The sequence below is a fragment of the Micromonospora noduli genome (genome assembly GCF_003264475.1).
In the GTDB taxonomy this organism is placed as follows: Bacteria; Actinomycetota; Actinomycetes; order Mycobacteriales; family Micromonosporaceae; genus Micromonospora; species Micromonospora noduli.
In genome coordinates, this window is sequence record NZ_PYAC01000009.1 from 231,719 (window position 1) to 248,475 (window position 16,757).

Annotated in this window: 14 protein-coding genes; 9 read left to right on the forward strand and 5 right to left on the reverse strand. The window is 71.5% G+C overall.

Features of this window, described 5'->3' with window-relative positions:
- Positions 1-64 precede the first annotated feature (64 nt).
- Positions 65-1,639, forward strand: coding sequence for a leucyl aminopeptidase (locus MED15_RS13575; protein WP_112589162.1), 1,575 nt, complete (start codon positions 65-67; stop codon positions 1,637-1,639).
- Positions 1,640-1,689: 50 nt separating this feature from the next.
- On the opposite strand, the gene MED15_RS13580 is transcribed toward MED15_RS13575, so the two are convergent.
- Positions 1,690-2,019: a hypothetical protein gene (locus MED15_RS13580; RefSeq protein WP_112589164.1), complete on the reverse strand. Its 330-nt coding sequence runs from the start codon at positions 2,017-2,019 to the stop codon at positions 1,690-1,692.
- Positions 2,020-2,197: 178 nt separating this feature from the next.
- Here MED15_RS13580 and lpdA point away from each other — a divergent pair, with 178 nt between their 5' ends.
- Entirely contained in the window at positions 2,198-3,589 is a 1,392-nt protein-coding gene (lpdA, locus tag MED15_RS13585) for a dihydrolipoyl dehydrogenase (protein ID WP_112589203.1), read from the forward strand.
- Positions 3,590-3,656: 67 nt separating this feature from the next.
- Positions 3,657-5,495 carry a 2-oxoglutarate dehydrogenase, E2 component, dihydrolipoamide succinyltransferase gene (sucB, locus tag MED15_RS13590; RefSeq protein WP_112605091.1) on the forward strand — a complete coding sequence of 613 codons (1,839 nt, stop codon included), beginning with the start codon at positions 3,657-3,659 and terminating at the stop codon, positions 5,493-5,495.
- A 63-nt stretch (positions 5,496-5,558) separates the two neighbouring features.
- Here sucB and MED15_RS13595 read toward each other — a convergent pair whose 3' ends face one another.
- Positions 5,559-6,494, reverse strand: coding sequence for an SDR family NAD(P)-dependent oxidoreductase (locus tag MED15_RS13595; RefSeq protein WP_112735769.1), 936 nt, complete (start codon positions 6,492-6,494; stop codon positions 5,559-5,561).
- Between the two features lie 152 nt (positions 6,495-6,646).
- Here MED15_RS13595 and MED15_RS13600 point away from each other — a divergent pair, with 152 nt between their 5' ends.
- Together MED15_RS13600 and MED15_RS13605 are read left to right on the forward strand one after the other, a co-directional pair.
- A complete protein-coding gene (locus MED15_RS13600; RefSeq protein ID WP_112589170.1) occupies positions 6,647-7,984 on the forward strand; it encodes a low temperature requirement protein A in 1,338 nt (445 codons plus the stop codon).
- Between the two features lie 102 nt (positions 7,985-8,086).
- Positions 8,087-8,581: a hemerythrin domain-containing protein gene (locus MED15_RS13605; protein WP_112589172.1), complete on the forward strand. Its 495-nt coding sequence runs from the start codon at positions 8,087-8,089 to the stop codon at positions 8,579-8,581.
- A 161-nt stretch (positions 8,582-8,742) separates the two neighbouring features.
- Here the strand turns inward: MED15_RS13605 and MED15_RS13610 are convergent, their stop codons facing one another.
- The gene (locus MED15_RS13610) at positions 8,743-9,192 is read right to left on the reverse strand and encodes a MerR family transcriptional regulator (protein WP_112735771.1); all 450 of its coding nucleotides are present in this window, start codon (positions 9,190-9,192) and stop codon (positions 8,743-8,745) included.
- Positions 9,193-9,248: 56 nt separating this feature from the next.
- On the opposite strand from MED15_RS13610, the gene MED15_RS13615 reads away from it, so the two are divergent.
- Positions 9,249-10,247, forward strand: coding sequence for an aldo/keto reductase (locus tag MED15_RS13615; RefSeq protein WP_112735794.1), 999 nt, complete (start codon positions 9,249-9,251; stop codon positions 10,245-10,247).
- Positions 10,248-10,277: 30 nt separating this feature from the next.
- On the opposite strand, the gene MED15_RS13620 is transcribed toward MED15_RS13615, so the two are convergent.
- On the reverse strand, positions 10,278-11,129 hold the full coding sequence (locus tag MED15_RS13620; RefSeq protein WP_112735773.1) for an NmrA family NAD(P)-binding protein: 852 nt from the start codon (positions 11,127-11,129) through the stop codon (positions 10,278-10,280).
- Positions 11,130-11,440: 311 nt separating this feature from the next.
- Here MED15_RS13620 and MED15_RS13625 point away from each other — a divergent pair, with 311 nt between their 5' ends.
- Complete coding sequence (locus MED15_RS13625; protein WP_112589178.1) at positions 11,441-12,340, forward strand: TIGR01777 family oxidoreductase; 900 nt, start codon at positions 11,441-11,443, stop codon at positions 12,338-12,340.
- Positions 12,341-12,423: 83 nt separating this feature from the next.
- The gene (locus tag MED15_RS13630; RefSeq protein WP_112735775.1) at positions 12,424-13,359 is read left to right on the forward strand and encodes an LLM class flavin-dependent oxidoreductase; all 936 of its coding nucleotides are present in this window, start codon (positions 12,424-12,426) and stop codon (positions 13,357-13,359) included.
- Positions 13,360-13,482: 123 nt separating this feature from the next.
- On the opposite strand, the gene MED15_RS13635 is transcribed toward MED15_RS13630, so the two are convergent.
- Positions 13,483-14,700 carry an extracellular catalytic domain type 1 short-chain-length polyhydroxyalkanoate depolymerase gene (locus MED15_RS13635; RefSeq protein WP_112725176.1) on the reverse strand — a complete coding sequence of 406 codons (1,218 nt, stop codon included), beginning with the start codon at positions 14,698-14,700 and terminating at the stop codon, positions 13,483-13,485.
- 218 nt (positions 14,701-14,918) lie between these two features.
- Between MED15_RS13635 and MED15_RS13640 the strand changes: the two genes are divergently transcribed.
- Positions 14,919-16,751: a DUF6311 domain-containing protein gene (locus MED15_RS13640; RefSeq protein ID WP_112589184.1), complete on the forward strand. Its 1,833-nt coding sequence runs from the start codon at positions 14,919-14,921 to the stop codon at positions 16,749-16,751.
- Positions 16,752-16,757 lie beyond the last annotated feature (6 nt).

Here is a 16,757-nt window from a genome sequence, read left to right on the forward strand (position 1 = left end):
GCCGGAGACCTTCACCGCTGGTACGCGACGTCGCGACCGGCCCGGCCCGCCCGGAGTAGCTTCAGTGACTTCACCCCGCACCACCAACCTGAGCCTGGTCGACACCGACCCGGCCGAGCTCGCCGTCGACGCGATCGTGATCGGCGTGCACAGCCAGACCGGAGAGCAGGGCGCCACCAGCGGCCTCGCCGGCACCCTGCTGCTCGCCAGCGGCGCGGAGAGCATCGCGGCCGCGTTCGACGGCAAGCTGACCGAGACCCTCGCGCTGCTCGGCGCGACGGGTGGGCCGGGTGAGGTCATCAAGCTGGCCACGCTGGGCACCGTGACCGCCCCGCTGGTCACCGCGGTCGGGCTCGGCCCGGAGCCGTCGGGTGCCGCCCCGGCCCCGGAGACGCTGCGCCGGGCCGCCGGTGCGGCGATCCGGGCCCTGGCGGGCGCACCCCGGGTCGCGCTGGCCCTGCCGCTGCCGGACGACGCGGACGCGTCGGCCGAGCTGCGCGCGGTCGCCGAGGGCGCGCTGCTCGGTGGGTACCGGTTCGCCGGTTACAAGACCCGGCCCCAGCCGACCCGGCGGGAGCCGGTGGCCGAGGTGCTCATCGCGGTGCCGGACGCCAGCGACGCGGGCGCCCAGTCCGAGGTCGCCCGGGCGCAGGCCGTGGCGGGCGCGGTCCGGCTCAGCCGGGACTGGGTGAACACCGCGCCGAACGAGCTGCGTCCGCCGTCGTTCGCCGACGCGGTCGCCAGTGCGGCGCGTGAGGCGGGCCTCGGCGTCGAGGTGCTCGACGAGGCGGCGCTGGCCGCTGGCGGGTACGGCGGCATCGTCGCGGTCGGGCAGGGCTCGGAGGCCCCGCCGCGACTGGTGAAGCTGACCTACACCCCGCAGGACGGCGGCAACGGCAAGCGGGTCGCACTGGTCGGCAAGGGCATCACCTTCGACACCGGCGGCATCTCGATCAAGCCGGCGCAGGGCATGTGGGAGATGAAGTCCGACATGGCGGGCGCCGCCGCGGTGGGCGCGGCCATGCTGGCGATCGCCGCGCTGAAGCCGACGGTGGCGGTCAGCGCGTACCTGCCGATGGCGGAGAACATGCCGTCGGGCACCAGCTACCGGCCGGGTGACGTGATCACCATGTTCAACGGCAAGCGGGTCGAGGTGCTCAACACCGACGCCGAGGGTCGGATGATCCTGGGCGACGCCATCGCCCGCGCCTGCGCGGACGGCACCGACTACCTGTTCGAGACCTCCACGCTGACCGGCGGCCAGGTCATCGCGCTGGGTAAGCGGATGGCCGGCGTGATGGGCACCCCGCAGCTGTGCGACCGGGTGAAGGTGGCCGGCGACGCCGTCGGCGAGCCGGCCTGGCCGATGCCGCTGCCCGACGACGTCCGTAAGGGCATGGAGTCGGATGTGGCGGACATCTCGCAGGTCAACGCCGGGATGGACCGGGCCGGTCACATGCTGCAGGGCGGCGTGTTCCTGCGCGAGTTCGTGACCGACGACGTGGCCTGGGCGCACATCGACATCGCCGGCCCGGGCTACCACTCGGGCGAGCCGACCGGCTACTGGACCAAGGGCGGCACCGGCGTTCCGGTCCGTACGCTGGTGCAGCTCGTCGAGGACGTCGCCACCAACGGCTGACGGAACACGCGAAAGGGGCCCCCTGCTCAAGGGGGCCCCTTTCGCTTGGCTCAGTACCGCTCGGGGCGACGCTTGCGGCGCTCGTTGAAGTCGCGCATCCGCTGCGGGTAGCCCATCAGCCGGACGTCGTACACCGGGATGCCCATCCGGTACGCGAAGCGCCGGGCTCCGTCCGGGCCGTCGATGCGCCGACGGGTCCACTCCCCGTCGTCGGCGATCAGGATGACAGTGGTCTCCGTCACCGTCGTGCGGGGTTCGATGTACGCCTCGACGCCGCGCCGACTCCGGATGAAGTTCTCCAAATGGTCCAGATCGCCGCGACTCGCGGCACGGTCATGGCTCGGCACAGCCGCCTGTTTGCGGCGCCGGAACAAGCCCACCGGATCTCTCCCCCACGTTGCGTCATCGACGACGGTGCCAAGGGTACGTGTCGATGACGTGTCGTTGGGCACCTCGGTACGCACCCTGTGCCCGGTGGTGACAAGATGACCGAGGTGGGGTGTGTCCGTGTTACACCTCTGTGACCCCCGATGCAGCGACGCGACCTGGGAGTTGGACGTGAGCGAGCCGAACGAAGCGACCTTCGACATTGTCATTCTCGGAGGTGGCAGCGGCGGCTACGCGACCGCGCTGCGCGCCGTCCAGCTGGGCCTGAAGGTCGCGCTGGTCGAAAAGGGCAAACTCGGCGGCACCTGCCTGCACAACGGGTGCATCCCGACGAAGGCCCTGCTGCACGCCGCCGAGATCGCCGACCAGGCCCGCGAGTCGGAGCAGTTCGGCGTGAAGGCCGAGCTGATCGGCATCGACATGGCCGGGGTCAACTCGTACAAGGATGGCGTGATCGCCCGCCTGTACAAGGGCCTGCAGGGCATGTTGAAGGGCAACAAGGGCATCACGATCGTCGAGGGCGCCGGCAAGCTGGTCGGCAAGAACGTGGTCGAGGTGGACGGCAAGCGTTACACCGGCCGCAACATCGTCCTGGCCTCCGGCTCGTACGCGAAGAGCCTGCCCGGCCTGGAGGTCGACGGCGAGCGGATCATCACCAGCGACCACGCCCTCACGATGGACCGGGTGCCGTCGTCGGTGATCGTGCTCGGTGGCGGCGTGATCGGCGTCGAGTTCGCCAGCGTGTGGAAGTCCTTCGGTGTGGACGTGACGATCGTCGAGGCGCTGCCCCGGCTGGTCGCCGCCGAGGACGAGGAGTCCTCCAAGGCGCTGGAGCGGGCGTTCCGCAAGCGGAAGATCAACTTCAAGGTCGGCAAGCCGTTCGAGAAGGTCGAGAAGACCGAGAGCGGCGTCAAGCTGACGATCCAGGGCGGCGAGACCGTCGAGGCGGAGCTGCTGCTGGTCGCCGTCGGTCGCGGCCCGAACACCGCCAACCTCGGGTACGAGGAGCAGGGCGTCAAGATGGACCGCGGCTACGTGCTGACCGACGAGCGGCTGCGCACCAGCGTGCCGAACGTCTACGCCGTCGGCGACATCGTGCCCGGCCTCCAGCTCGCACACCGCGGCTTCCAGCAGGGCATCTTCGTCGCCGAGGAGATCGCCGGGCAGACCCCCGCCGTGATCGACGAGGTCGGCATCCCCCGCGTCACCTACTGCGACCCGGAGCTGGCGTCGGTGGGCCTCACCGAGGCCAAGGCCAAGGAGCAGTACGGCGCCGACAAGGTCAAGACGTACAACTACAACCTGGGTGGCAACGGAAAGAGCCAGATCCTCAAGACCACGGGCTTCGTGAAGCTGGTCCGGGTCGAGGACGGCCCGGTGGTCGGCGTACACATGATCGGCGCCCGGGTGGGTGAGCTGATCGGTGAGGCGCAGCTCATCTACAACTGGGAGGCCTACCCGGCGGAGGTCGCACAGCTCGTGCACGCCCACCCGACCCAGAACGAGGCCCTGGGCGAGGCGCACCTGGCCCTCGCCGGCAAGCCGCTGCACGCGCACGCCTGATCATCCAAAACCGCGGCGTCCGGCGACGGGCGAAGATCCCACCAGGGGAATGAAGGAGTCTCAGAAAATGCCGGTATCGGTCACCATGCCCCGGCTCGGCGAGAGCGTCACCGAGGGCACCGTCACTCGCTGGCTCAAGCAGGAGGGCGACACGGTCGAGGTCGACGAGCCCCTGCTCGAGGTCTCCACCGACAAGGTCGACACCGAGATCCCGTCACCCGCTGCCGGCGTGCTGAGCCGGATCGTGGTCGGCGAGGACGAGACCGCCGAGGTCGGCAGCGAGCTGGCCGTCATCGCCGGTGAGGGCGAGTCGACCGGCGGCGGCGAGGCCGCCCCGCAGGAGCAGGCCCCGGCCGAGTCGGTCGAGCCGGCCGCCGAGCCGACGGCCGCCGCCGAGGGCACCGCCGACGAGGTGGCCCAGGACGAGGCCCCGGCCGAGGCGCCGGCTCCGGCCGCCGCCTCGTCGGGCGAGGGCACCGCTGTGAAGATGCCCGCCCTGGGCGAGAGCGTCACCGAGGGTACTGTCACCCGCTGGCTGAAGCAGGTCGGCGAGTCCATCGAGGTCGACGAGCCGCTGCTGGAGGTCTCCACCGACAAGGTGGACACCGAGATCCCGTCGCCGGTCGCCGGCACGGTGCTGGAGATCAAGGTCGCCGAGGACGAGACCGCCGCGGTCGGCGCCGACCTGGCGATCATCGGCGTTGCCGGTGCGGCCCCCGCCCCGGCGCAGCCCGAGCCGAAGCCCGAGCCGAAGGCGGAGGCCAAGCCGGAGCCGAAGGCCGAGCCGAAGCCGGAGCCGAAGGTCGAGGAGCCGACCCCCGGCATGTCGTACAACGAGCCCGCCGCGGAGACCGAGAGCTCGGCGCAGCCGGCGAAGACCGAGCAGGCCGCGCAGCCCGCCGCGTCGACCTCGGCGCCGGCACGCCCGTCCGCCCCGGCACCGGGTGCCGGCGAGGAGGCCGCCGGGTACGTGACCCCGCTGGTGCGCAAGCTGGCCAGTGAGCACGGCGTCGACCTGGCCGCGCTCAACGGCACCGGCGTGGGTGGTCGGATCCGCAAGCAGGACGTGCTGGAGGCCGCCGAGAAGGCGAAGGCCGCCAAGGCCGCTCCGGCTCCGGCGGCCGCTCCTGCCGCTGCCGCGCCCCCGGCCAAGCCGGCCGCGAAGCCGCAGCCGAGCACCAAGCGGGGCACCACGGAGAAGCTGCCGCGGATCCGGGCGACGATCGCCAAGCGGATGCAGCAGTCGCTGCACGAGACGGCGCAGCTGACCACTGTCGTCGAGGTCGACGTCACCAAGGTCGCCAAGCTGCGGGTCCAGGCGAAGGACTCGTTCCAGGCCAAGCACGGCGTGAAGTTGTCCTTCCTGCCGTTCTTCGCCCTCGCCGCCATCGAGGCGCTGCAGACCCACCCGATCATCCAGGCCAGCATGGACCTGGACGGCGGCACGATCACCTACCCGGCCGCCGAGCACCTCGGCATCGCAGTGGACACCGAGCGCGGGCTGCTCGTGCCGGTCATCCACAACGCCGGTGACCTCAACATGGGCGGCATCGCCAAGCGGATCGCCGACCTGGCCGAACGCACCCGGGCCAACAAGATCACCCCGGACGAGATGGCCGGGGCGACCTTCACGCTGACCAACACGGGCAGCCGGGGCGCGCTCTTCGACACCCCGATCGTGCCGTCGCCGCAGTCGGCGATGCTCGGCACGGGTGCCGTGGTGAAGCGGCCGGTCGTGGTCAACGACCCGGAGCTGGGCGAGGTCATCGCGGTCCGGTCGATGGTCTACCTGGCCATGTCCTACGACCACCGGCTGATCGACGGCGCCGACGCGGCCCGCTTCCTGACCGCTGTCAAGGAGCGGCTGGAGGCCGGCAACTTCGACTCGGAGCTGGGCCTGGCCTGATCCACCCGCATTGCCGAAAGGGCGCCCCGGTCGTCGACCGGGGCGCCCTTTCGTTCGCGGTCCTCAGCCCTTGAGCAGGGCGGTCGAGACCTGCCAGAGCCGTTCGGCGGCCTCCGGGTCGAGCGCGTAGTCGGCGACGCCCGTCCGCCCGCCGGGCTGGGCGGGGGCGGCCTGCTGACAGTCCTCGAAGTAACGCCCGCCCACGCCGTCGAGCAGCGGCGAGGCCGCGACCAGCACGGAGGTGGCGGCACCCTGCTCGACGGTCTTCCAGGCCGCCGCGTTGCCCGCACGCAGCCGGGCCAGTTCCTCCTCGCTCACGTAACGCTGGAGGTTGGTCCGGATCGCGCCGGGCATCAGCGAGTTGGTGAGGATGCCGTCGTCGGCCCAGCGCCGGGTGGCCTCCACGGCGAACAGCACGTTGGCCGTCTTGGACTGCCCGTACGCCTGCCACGGCTCGTACTCCCGCTTGTCGTACTGGATGTCCTCGAAGACCACCGGTGAGCGCAGGTGGGCGGCGGAGCTGACCGAGACGATCCTGGCCCCGTCCGCGGCGGCGAGTGCCGGGCGCAGCCCGGCGGCGAGCGCGAAGTGCCCCAGGTGGTTGGTGGCGAACTGCATCTCCCAGCCCTGCGGGGTGCGGGACAGGGGTGCGGCCATGATGCCGGCGTTGTTGACCAGGATGTGCAGCGGGCCGTCCCAGTTGGCGACGAAGTCGGCGATCGAACCCTGGTCGGCGAGGTCGAGCGGGGCGACCAGGACGCGGTCGTTGCCGGTGGTGCCGCTGATGTCGTTGGCCGCCTGCTGACCCGCGTCGGGGTTGCGGACGGCCAGTGTGACCTCCGCGCCGGCGCTGGCCAGGGCGCGGGCGGTCTCCACGCCGATCCCGGAGGACCCGCCGGTGACGATCGCCCGCCGCCCGACGAGGTCCACGCCCCGGATCACGTCCATGGCGGTGGAGTGATGGGTGAACGAAGTGGTGATCGGGTTGTTGGTCGTCATTGTCCATCCTTGTCCGGGGTGGGCGGACCGACCGGCCCGCTGCGAGAGGCCGTGGCCCCGGTGTTTCCCCGACCCGGGCCGGAGGTAACGCCGGACCCGCCGCCATCGCCGTTCGGGCCTCCGACCAGCCCGGACGCTGCCAGAGTGGGATCGTGGGCGGCTACCGGCGGGGTGGACAGCTGGGACCGGCCGTCCCCATCGCCCCGGGCGCCCGGGTGGACAAGTTCGAGGTCTTCTTCGACCTGGTCTTCGTCTTCTCGTTCTTCATCATCACCCGGGCCACCGCCGCGAACATCTCCAGCCGGCAACTGCTGCACGCCGGCCTGGTGCTCGCCGTGCTCTGGTGGATCTGGGTGGTACACAGCCTGGTCGCCACCCGGGTCCGGCTCGGCGAGGGCTACGTCCCGGTGCTCATGGTGATCGCGATGGTCGCCCTGTTCGCGTTCGCGCTGGCACTGCCACAGGCGTTCACCGACCCGAAGGGCAGCGCTGCCGGCCCGATGCTGGTGGCGATCAGTTACGTCGTAGTCCGCGGCATCCACTGGATCCTCTATCAGCACGTGGTCCGGGACAGCCCGCAGGAGCGGCGGCAACTGCGGCGATTCGCCCCGGAGCTGGCGGTGAGCATCGTGCTGCTGCTGGCCGCCGCGCTCATCCCGCCGCAGATCGCCGACCCCGACCAGGCCGCCATGATCCGCGACGGCCTGTGGATCGCCGTGGTGGTGGTGCAGTACGCCACCGGCTTCATCGTCGGGACCTGGGGCTGGGGGGTGACCAGCGCCGAGCACTGGACCGAGCGCTACGACCTCATCCTGATCATCGCGCTGGGCGAGTCGATCATCTCGACGGGCGTCGGCGGCAACCTGCTCGGCAAGCCGGTCACCTGGCCGGCGGTGGCCGCCGCCGCGCTCGGCATCGTGGTCACCGCCGCGCTTTGGTGGGCGCACTTCGACTTCATCGGGCCGGCCGCCCGGATCGCCCTGCACGCGGCCGAGGGCGCTCCCCGGGTGGCGATGGCCCGCGACGCGTACGCGTACCTCTACCTGCCGATGATCGCCGGCGTGATCCTCTTCTCGATCGGCAACGAGGAGGTCCTGCACAAGATCACCGACCCGGCCGGCGGGATCGCCGAGAAGGTCGAGGGACCGGCGGTGCCAATGCTCTTCGGCGGGTTGATCTGCTATTTCGCCGTCAACCTGCTCTTCCAGTTGCGCACCCTGCACACCGTCACCTGGACCCGCGTCGGCGTCATCGTGGCGCTCATCGCGGCCCTCCCGATCGGCCAGCACCTGCCGGCGCTGGGCGCGCTCACCCTCGCGACAGTGATCTGCGTGGTGCTGGTGGCCGTGGAGGTGATGGTGATGGCGCAGTCCCGGCACGCGTTGCGGTCCGCCGTCTTCCAGGAGCGGACCACCCATGAGGCCCACGAGGCCGAGTGGCGCGCGCGCTGGCACGACGTCCGGGAGACCGACGAGCCGACCACGCCGTGATTCCCGGGTTTGGGGGCGTGGCCGGCCGGCCCTAGACTTCGTCGCAGCGTCGCGGTGCACCCGGCCCGAAGGCCGCCGTGGGCATGGAGGCGCGGGGACAGCATGGGAAGAAACGTGCACCCAACCGGTTCACCGGCCGGCCGGCTCGCCGCCGTCGGCAATCAGATGATCGAGATCCACCTCTGGCTCAGTGCCGAACTGGCCCGGCTGCAGACAAGCCTCGACACCCCGTCCCGGGACCTGCGGGCGCACTGCCTGACCTTCTGCGCCGCGCTCGGCCGACACCACACCGGTGAGGACGCGGGCGCGTTCCGGCTGCTGGCCGAGGAGGCCCCCGAGCTGCGCCCGGTCATCGACAACCTGATCACCGATCACGAGGTGGTGGCGGGGATCCTGGAACGGGTCGAGGCACTGCTGGGCGGCGACGCGGCGGTGCCGGTCGACCAGGTGCGCGCCGAGTTGGGCGGGCTGGCCGCCCTGCTGGAGTCGCACTTCCGCTACGAGGAGAAGCGGCTGGTCAGCGCCCTGAACGCGCTCACCGGTCGAACCGGAACGACCGAGGAACTGCTCGGCCTGACCGCGCCCGGTCCCCTCTAACTCGATCCTGAGTTACCCGGTCCACCGTGCGCTCGGCTGCCGAGCCATGTCGATCTGCTGAGGAGCGGTATTCCTCAGAGGCATATTTATGCCTCTGAGGAATACCGCTTGATGCCGCATGCCCCCCGACGCAGGTGACCGACGGTGATAGTCAGGGGGACTTACTCGTTCAGGGCGTGCGTCGAAGCCTCGGCCGAGGGCTTTGACACACGCTCTGGGTGCCGGTGCCCGGCTTCCGGGCCCGGGGCGGTAGCGGGCAGTCGCTCGTAGAAGCGGATCTTCTCCCGCAGGTGGTCGTACTGGCGCTGGAGCAGGCGCATCTGCTCCTCCACCCGCGCCGCGTGGTGGCACAGCAACTCGTGCCGCTCGTCGATTGTGTGCTCGCCGTCGCGGGCCAGTTGCGCGTAACGGCGCATCTGCGCGATCGGCATCCCGGTGTCGCGCAGGCAGCGGAACAGCACCAGCCAGCCGAGGTCGTCGTCGGTGAAGACCCGCTGCCCGCCTGCCGTCCGCTCCACGTCCGCGAGGAGGCCGATCTTCTCGTAGTACCGCAGAGTGTCGAGGCTGAAGCCGCTGCGGCGGGCGGCCTCCGAGGGGGCGTAACCGCTCATGTCGCGAGATGGTAGTGCTTGACCTGGAGCGCGCTCCAGGTTGGAGGCTGGTGACCATGACGACGACACGGACGCTGGGACGCAGCGGCATCACGGTGAGCGCGATCGGAATGGGGTGCTGGGCCATCGGCGGCCCGCTCTGGGGTGACGACGGGCAGCCGTTCGGCTGGGGTGAGGTGGACGACGACGAGTCGATCCGCACCATCCACCGGGCGCTCGATCTCGGGGTGACCCTGTTCGACACCGCCAGCAACTACGGTGCCGGGCACAGCGAGCGGATCCTCGGTCGAGCCATGGCCGGGCGACGGGACAGCGTGGTGATCGCCACCAAGTTCGGCAACGTCAGCGAGGAGAGCACCCGGCGGGCGCTCGGCACCGACGCCAGCCCGGCGTTCGCGGTGCGCAGCCTGGAAGACTCGCTCCGCCGGCTCGGCACCGACCACGTCGACCTCTACCAACTGCACATCAACGCACTGCCGGTGCCCGCCGCGCTCGATCTGGTCGACACCCTGGAGGCCCTGGTCGACCAGGGCAAGATCCGGGCGTACGGCTGGAGCACCGACGACCCGGCCTCGGCCGAGGCGTTCGCGGCCGCCGGCCCGCACTGCGCCGCGATCCAGCACGACGAGTCGGTGCTGCGCGACAACGCGGCGGTGCTGGCGGTCTGCGATACGCACGACCTGGCCAGCCTCAACCGTGGGCCGTTGGCGATGGGGCTGCTCACCGGGTCGACCCGGGCGGTCGGGGCGGACGATGTGCGCGGACGGGCACCGGAGTGGCTGGAGTGGTTCACCGACGGCCGTCCGACGCCACGCTGGGCGGCCCGGGTCGACCAGGTCCGCGCGGCGCTCACCGCCGACGGGCGCACCCTCGCACAGGGCGCGCTCGGCTGGCTGCTGGCGCGCAGCCCCCGTACCGTGCCGATTCCCGGCCTGCGCACTGTGGCCCAGGCCGACGAGAACCTGGCCACCCTTGAGCTGGGCCCGCTGAGTGCCGAGTCGTACGCCGAGGTGGAGCGACTGCTCGCCGACCTGCGCCCGGCCCACGCGGCCTGACCGCCGGGCCGGTCCACGCCCCGGGCGCCGTCACCGGAAGTCGTCCGCGTGATCGGCGGCCCACTGCCGGAACGTACGCCCGGGGCGGCCGGTCACCTGCTCGACGTCCGGGGCGACCCAGGCGTTGCCGTCGAGATACCGGCCCATCTCCAGGAACCACTCGATGACCTCGGCGGGATAGGTGTCCTTCCAGTACTCGCGGGCCTGCTCCGGGGTCAGTTCGTCGAAGCGCACCGGACGGCCGATCGCCTCGCCGATCATCCGGACCGCGTCCCGGCGGCGGACCGACTCCGGCCCGGTCGGCTGGTACACCCGGCCGTCGTGACCGTCCTCGGTCAGCGCGGCCACGATGACCGCGGCGATGTCCGCCTCGTGGACCAGCGCGCTGGTCCAGTCCCCGAACGGCGCCCGCACCACCCCCTCGGTGCGGATGCCGGCCGCCCACTCGCGGGTGTTCGCCATGAACTCGCCCGGGAAGACGTGCGTCCATTCCAGGCCCGAGTTCTCGACAGCCCGGTGCAGCGGCCGATGGGGCGCCTCAAGCGGATCATCGTCGGCCCGGCTCGGATCGTTGTGGCCGAGGTGGGTGACCCGGCGGACGCCGGCCTGACGGGCCAGCTCCAGAATCTCCACACCAGTGCTCAGCGGCCCGTACCCGTCCATCGCGACGAGGTGCATCCGCGTCACGCCGCGCAGCGCCCGCGCCAGCGTGTGGGGCCTGGCGAAGTCGCCCGCCACCACCTCCACTCCGCTGGGTAGCGCGGCGGCCGCAGGCGACGCGGGATCGCGGGTCAGTGCGCGTACGTCGTGGCCGGCGCTGACCAGTTGTCGGACCACACTGCCTCCGACGGTCCCGGTCGCTCCGGTCACCAGGATCGGCATGGTTCCTCCTCAGGGATCGCCCGACGGCGGGCACGGCGAGCCGACCCCGCCAAACGGGAGCGCTCTCGGATGACTCATGGTCAGCCAGATCGATGCCGCAAGCAATCGCGAACACTGCATTCACGTTCGCTCTGACCTGCGGAAACGCGCTGAAGGCCGACGACGCGCGGCAGCCGTTTTCAGCCCTGGGAACACTCGTTGACCTGCGCTTTCACACCGCACAAGGATTCCGCGCAAATTCGTTCGCCGAAACGCCCCACCTTCGGCAGCCCCACGCATCCACCGGTGGCGTTCTGGACGAAGATGGGGGTATGCGGATCCTTCTGGCCGGCGCGTCCGGCTTCCTTGGCACCCGACTGGCCGACCTGCTTGTCCGCGACGGGCACGAGGTCACCCGCCTGATCCGTCGGGCGCCGGGCGGGCCGCAGGAGCGGCGGTGGGACCCGGCCGCCGGGCAGCTCGACCCGGCCGTGGTCGCCGAGGCCGACGCCGTGGTCAACCTGGCCGGCGCGGGCGTCGGCGACAAACGCTGGAACGACGACTACCGGCGGCTGATCCGCACCAGCAGGGTGGACAGCACCACCACGCTGGCGACCACCATCGCCGGCCTGCCCGCCCCGGACCGACCCCGGGTGCTGCTCAACTCATCGGCCGTCGGCTGGTACGGCAACACCGGCGACCGGGCGGTCGAGGAGGACGCGCCGGCCGGCGAGGGCTTCCTGGCCGACGTCTGCCGGGTCTGGGAGGCCGCGACCCGGCCGGCCGAGGACGCCGGGGTACGCGTGGTCCGGCTGCGTACCGGTCTGCCGCTGCACCGCGAGGGCGGGCTGCTCAAGCCGCAACTGCTGCCGTTCAAGCTGGGCATCGCCGGCCGGCTGGGCAGCGGCCGGCAGTGGCTGCCGTGGATCTCGATGGCCGACTGGCTGGACGCGACCCGCTTCCTGCTCGACCACGACGACATCGCCGGCCCGGTCAACGTGGTCGGGCCGAACCCGGTCACCAACGCTGAGTTCACCCGCGAGCTGGCCCGGCAACTGCACCGCCCGGCGATCATCCCGATCCCCGCACTGGCGCTCAAGGTGGTCCTCGGCGGCTTCTCCCACGAGGCCCTCACCAGCACCCGGGTCCTCCCCGGAGTCCTAACGAGAGCCGCCTACCCCTACCACCACCAAACCCTTCCCCAAGCCCTCCAGGCAGCCCTAACCCCCTGACCCCTAATCCCGGTGGTTCGGCCCTCGGCAGAATCGGCGGTCGGTGGGTCGTCGGTGGGCCGGCGTGGGCCGATGCTGGAGCAATGGCGACCTTCTCCCTCCAGGCCACACCGACCGACGCGGCGAGCTGGGCCGAGCTGGCCCGTCGGGCCGAGACCGCCGGCTTCGACGCTCTGCTCGCCGCGGACCACCCCGGCGACGTGACGTCACCGTTCGTGGCGCTGGCCGCCGCCGCCCCGGTCACCTCGACGATCGGGCTCGGCTCGTACGTGTCGAATCTCGGCGTACGGGAGCCGATGCTGCTCGCTGCCGACGTGGCCACCCTCGATCTGATCTCCGGCGGACGGGCCCGGCTCGGTGTCGGCGCCGGTCACACCCCGGCGGAGTGGCGCGCGGTGGGCCGGGAACGCCCCGACGTGGCCGGCCGGGTCCGTCGTTGCGTGGCCGTCGCCGAGGCGGTCCGCGCCCTGCTCGACGGGGCCTCGGTCACCGTCGACTCGGCCGAGCTGACGATGCGCGAGGCGGTGCTGCGCGAACCCCGGCCGGTGCAGGACCGGATTCCCCTGACGATGGGTACGGCGAACTCGACGCTGCTGCGCTGGGCCGGTGCGCACGCCGACGTGGTCGGGCTGACCGGGTTCGGACGTACCCTCGCCGACGGCCACCAGCACGAGGCGCGCTGGCGGGCCGACCAGATCGAGGCGCAGCTGGCCTGCGTGGCCGCCGGCGCAGCCGGCCGGGCCGACCCGCCGGCGCTGGAGGCGCTGGTGCAGACGGTGGTGGTCACCGACGACGCCGAGGCTGCCGCCGCGGAGCAGGCCCGGCGCAACGGCATGACGCCCGCCGAGCTGCTGGCCACCCCGTTCGTGCTGATCGGCACGGTGGACGAGATCATCACGGCGGTCGCCGAGCACGAACAGCGCTGGGGGGTGACCCGGTTCGTGGTCCGCAGCGACGCGCTGGCTCCGTTGGAGCCGGTCCTGTCCCGCCTGACCTGCCCCCCCTCCCGCCTGACCTGAGCCCCCGCCGACAGCCCTGTTGATCAAGAGGTTTGCGTCAGATTCCGGCTTCCGGATGACGCGAACCTCTTGATCAACAGGGGCAGGCGGGGCAGGCGGGGCAGGCGGGGCAGGCGGATGGGGTCAGCAGCCGACCACCCAGTGGTTGGGGCCGGTCTGCTTGAGGGCACTGGTGTAGAAGGTGTTGTAGAGGCCCATGCGCTGGTTGGAGCCGTTGGCGTAGGCGTAGCCGCCGGACTGGTACGCCCGTCCGGCCGCCACGTGCGCGTAGTTGCTGGCCGTCACGCAGGTCGGCGGCGTGGTCGGGGTGGCCGTCGGGGTCGGCGTGGGGGTGGCCGTCGGGGTCGGGGTCGGGTTGGTCCCGCCGCCGTTCAGACCGAAGAAGAGCGCGTCACGGTACGTCGAGCAGATGGTGTCCAGGAAGTACGCGCCCGCAGTGCCGCACTGCTCGGCCGCCGAGCCCGGGTCGACCGGGGTGCCGTGGCCCATCCCGGAGATCCGGTAAAGCCGCACGTCGTCGTTGCCGTACACCTCGAGGCTGGTGTTGCCGGGCAGCGACGAGGTACTGGTCGGGGTCTGCGACACCCCTCGCACGTTGGTCCACTGGTCGCGGGACTCGGTGCCGTTGAGCGGGGTGACAGTGGTGTCCGAGGTGCCGTGCCAGATGGCCACCCGGGGACGCGGGCCGGTGTAGCCGGAGTATGCGCCACGGACCAGGTCGCCCCAGGCGGCCGGGGTCTTGTCCGCACCCGGGTTCATGCAGCTGAACGCGTTGACCATGCTGGTGGCGCAGCGGTACGGGATCCCCGCGATGATCGACCCGGCGGCGAAGACGTCCGGGTAGGTGGCCAGCATGACCGCGCTCATCGCCCCGCCCGCGGAGAGCCCGCTGACGTAGACCCGGGAGCCGTTGACCCCGTAGTTCGTCTTGGCGTGGTCGACCATCTGCTTGATGGACAGCGCCTCACCCTGACCTCGGGTGGTGTCCCCCGCCTCGAAGAAGTTGAAGCAGGAGTTGGCGTTGTTGCCGGACGGCTGCTGGGCGACGATCAGGGCGAACTTCCACTGGTCGGCGTACTTCTGCCAGCCGGAATTGGCGAAGTAGCCGGAGGCGTTCTGCGTACACCCGTGCAGCAGGACGACGGCCGGGGAGTTGGCCGGCAGGCCGTCCGGGCGGTAGGCGTACATGGCGAGGTTGCCGGGGTTGGAGCCGAAACCGGTGACCTGGGTGAGGGTGGCGGCCTGGGCGGGTGCGGCGACGGCGACCGCGCCCGCGACGGCGAGGGCGAGCCCGGCGGCTGCACCGAGCAGCCGGGTGAGGATGGATGAGGAGCGGCGCACGGCGGCCTCCTGAGGGGGCAGACTGTGAACTGGGTCACGGTCGAGTTGCCGTGACGTTACGACGACGTGTCGCGGCTATGACATGGGGCACACTCACACATTCACGACGGACGCTGTGTACGCGAGACCGCCGCCGTGGCGGAGGGAATCCGTCCCCAACGGTCCCGTCCTTGCAGGTCTGACCGGCCCGTCCAGGTCCGGTTGGTAACGTCCGCTGCGTGCCGTCCTCCCCGTCGCTGGCCACCGGGCCCGCACCCGTGTCACCGCCGCGCGCCGTCCGGGACCGCCGGGCCGACCTGATCGTCGTGCTGGTGGCGCTCGCGCTCGCCGTCTGGGTGACCAGTGGGCTGTGGCGGGACCCGAACGTCCGCACCATCACCGCCAACTCCAGTGACCAGGCGCTCTTCGAATGGCTGCTGGCCTTCGGCGGGCACGCGGTCACCCACGGGGACAACCCGCTCTTCACCTACCTGATCAACGTCCCGGACGGCGTGAACCTCGCGGTCAACACCTCGATCACGGTGTACGCGGTGGTCTTCGCCCCGCTCACGTACCTGATCGGGCCGCCGGCGACGTTCCTGGTGATCCTCACCCTGAACCTGCTCGCCACCGCGCTGGTCTGGTACTGGCTGCTCTCCCGACACCTGGTCCGCAGCCGGCTGGCCGCCGGGGTCGGCGCGCTGTTCATCGCCTACTCCCCCGGCATGGTGTCGCACGCCAACGCGCACCTGAACTGGACCGCCGGTTGGCTGGTGCCGCTGCTGATCTGGCGGCTGTTCGCGCTGCGCCGCGCCGGGCACTGGCTACGTGACGGGGTGATCCTCGGCGTGCTGGTCGCGGTGGCCTTCTCGATCGCCGCCGAAGGGCTCTTCTTCACCGCGCTGGCGCTGGGGGTGTTCGTCGCCATCTGGGCGCTGCACCCGGCCAACCGGGTGGAGGCCCGCGCCGCGCTGCCCACCTTCCTGCGCGGGCTCGGGGTGACCGCCGTGGTCGCCGGTGTGCTGCTGTCGTACCCCCTGTGGTTGCACTTCGCCGGGCCACAACGGTTCCACGGCACCGGCTTCGACCCGGTGATCCACTCCGAGGACATCGCGGCGTTCGCCGCCTTCCCGCGCCGCTCACTGGCCGGCGAGGCCGGGTTGGGCACCTCGCTGGCGCCGAACCCGACCGAGGAGAACTCGTTCTTCGGCATCCCGCTGCTGGTGCTCACCGTGATCTGTTTCGTCGTGCTCTGGCGGCGGGCCGACCCGCACCGCCGGGCCACCCTCTGGGCGCTGGGTGCCCTCGCTCTGATCTTCGCGGTGCTCTCCTTCGGGCCGGTCGCCAAGGTCGACGGCCGACGCACCGATCTGCCCATGCCGTTCGACCTGGTCGGGCAACTGCCGGTGGTGAACGCCGCGCTACCGGCCCGGCTGGCACTGGTGGTCGCGCCAGTGATCGGGCTGTTACTGGCGTACACCGTCGACCAGTTGCGCGCCGCGCCACCCCGGTACCGCCCCACGGAGCTGGCCTGGGTGCTGGGTTTCGCGGTGGCCCTGGTGCCGCTGCTGCCCACCCCGCTGCTGACCGACGAACGGGAGCCGATCCCGCGCTTCATCACCTCCGGCACCTGGCGGGACTACGTGTCACCCGACGGGGTGCTGACCCCGGTGCCGCTGACCGTGGACATCTACCCGGACGGCCAACGCTGGCAGGCGTACGCGTTGTCGCACCGGCAGGGCGAGTTCGAGATCCCGGGCGGCTTCTTCCTCGGCCCCGGCGGGCCGGACGGGCGGGGCCGGATCGGTCCGGTGCCGCGCACGCTGAGCGCGTTGATGGACCAGGCCGGCCGCACCGGGCTGGTCCCCATCGTCACCGACGGAACGATCCGGGAGGTCCAGTCGGACCTGCGGCACTGGCGCATCGAGACGGTGGTGCTCGCCGACGAGGTGCACGGCGCGAAGTTCGAGGTCGACGAGGCGGCGCTGCTGCGTACCGGCACCGCCCTGTTCGGCGAGCCGCAACGGGTCGACGACGTCTGGCTCTGGCGCATCCCGCCGGCCGACCGGTAGACCGCG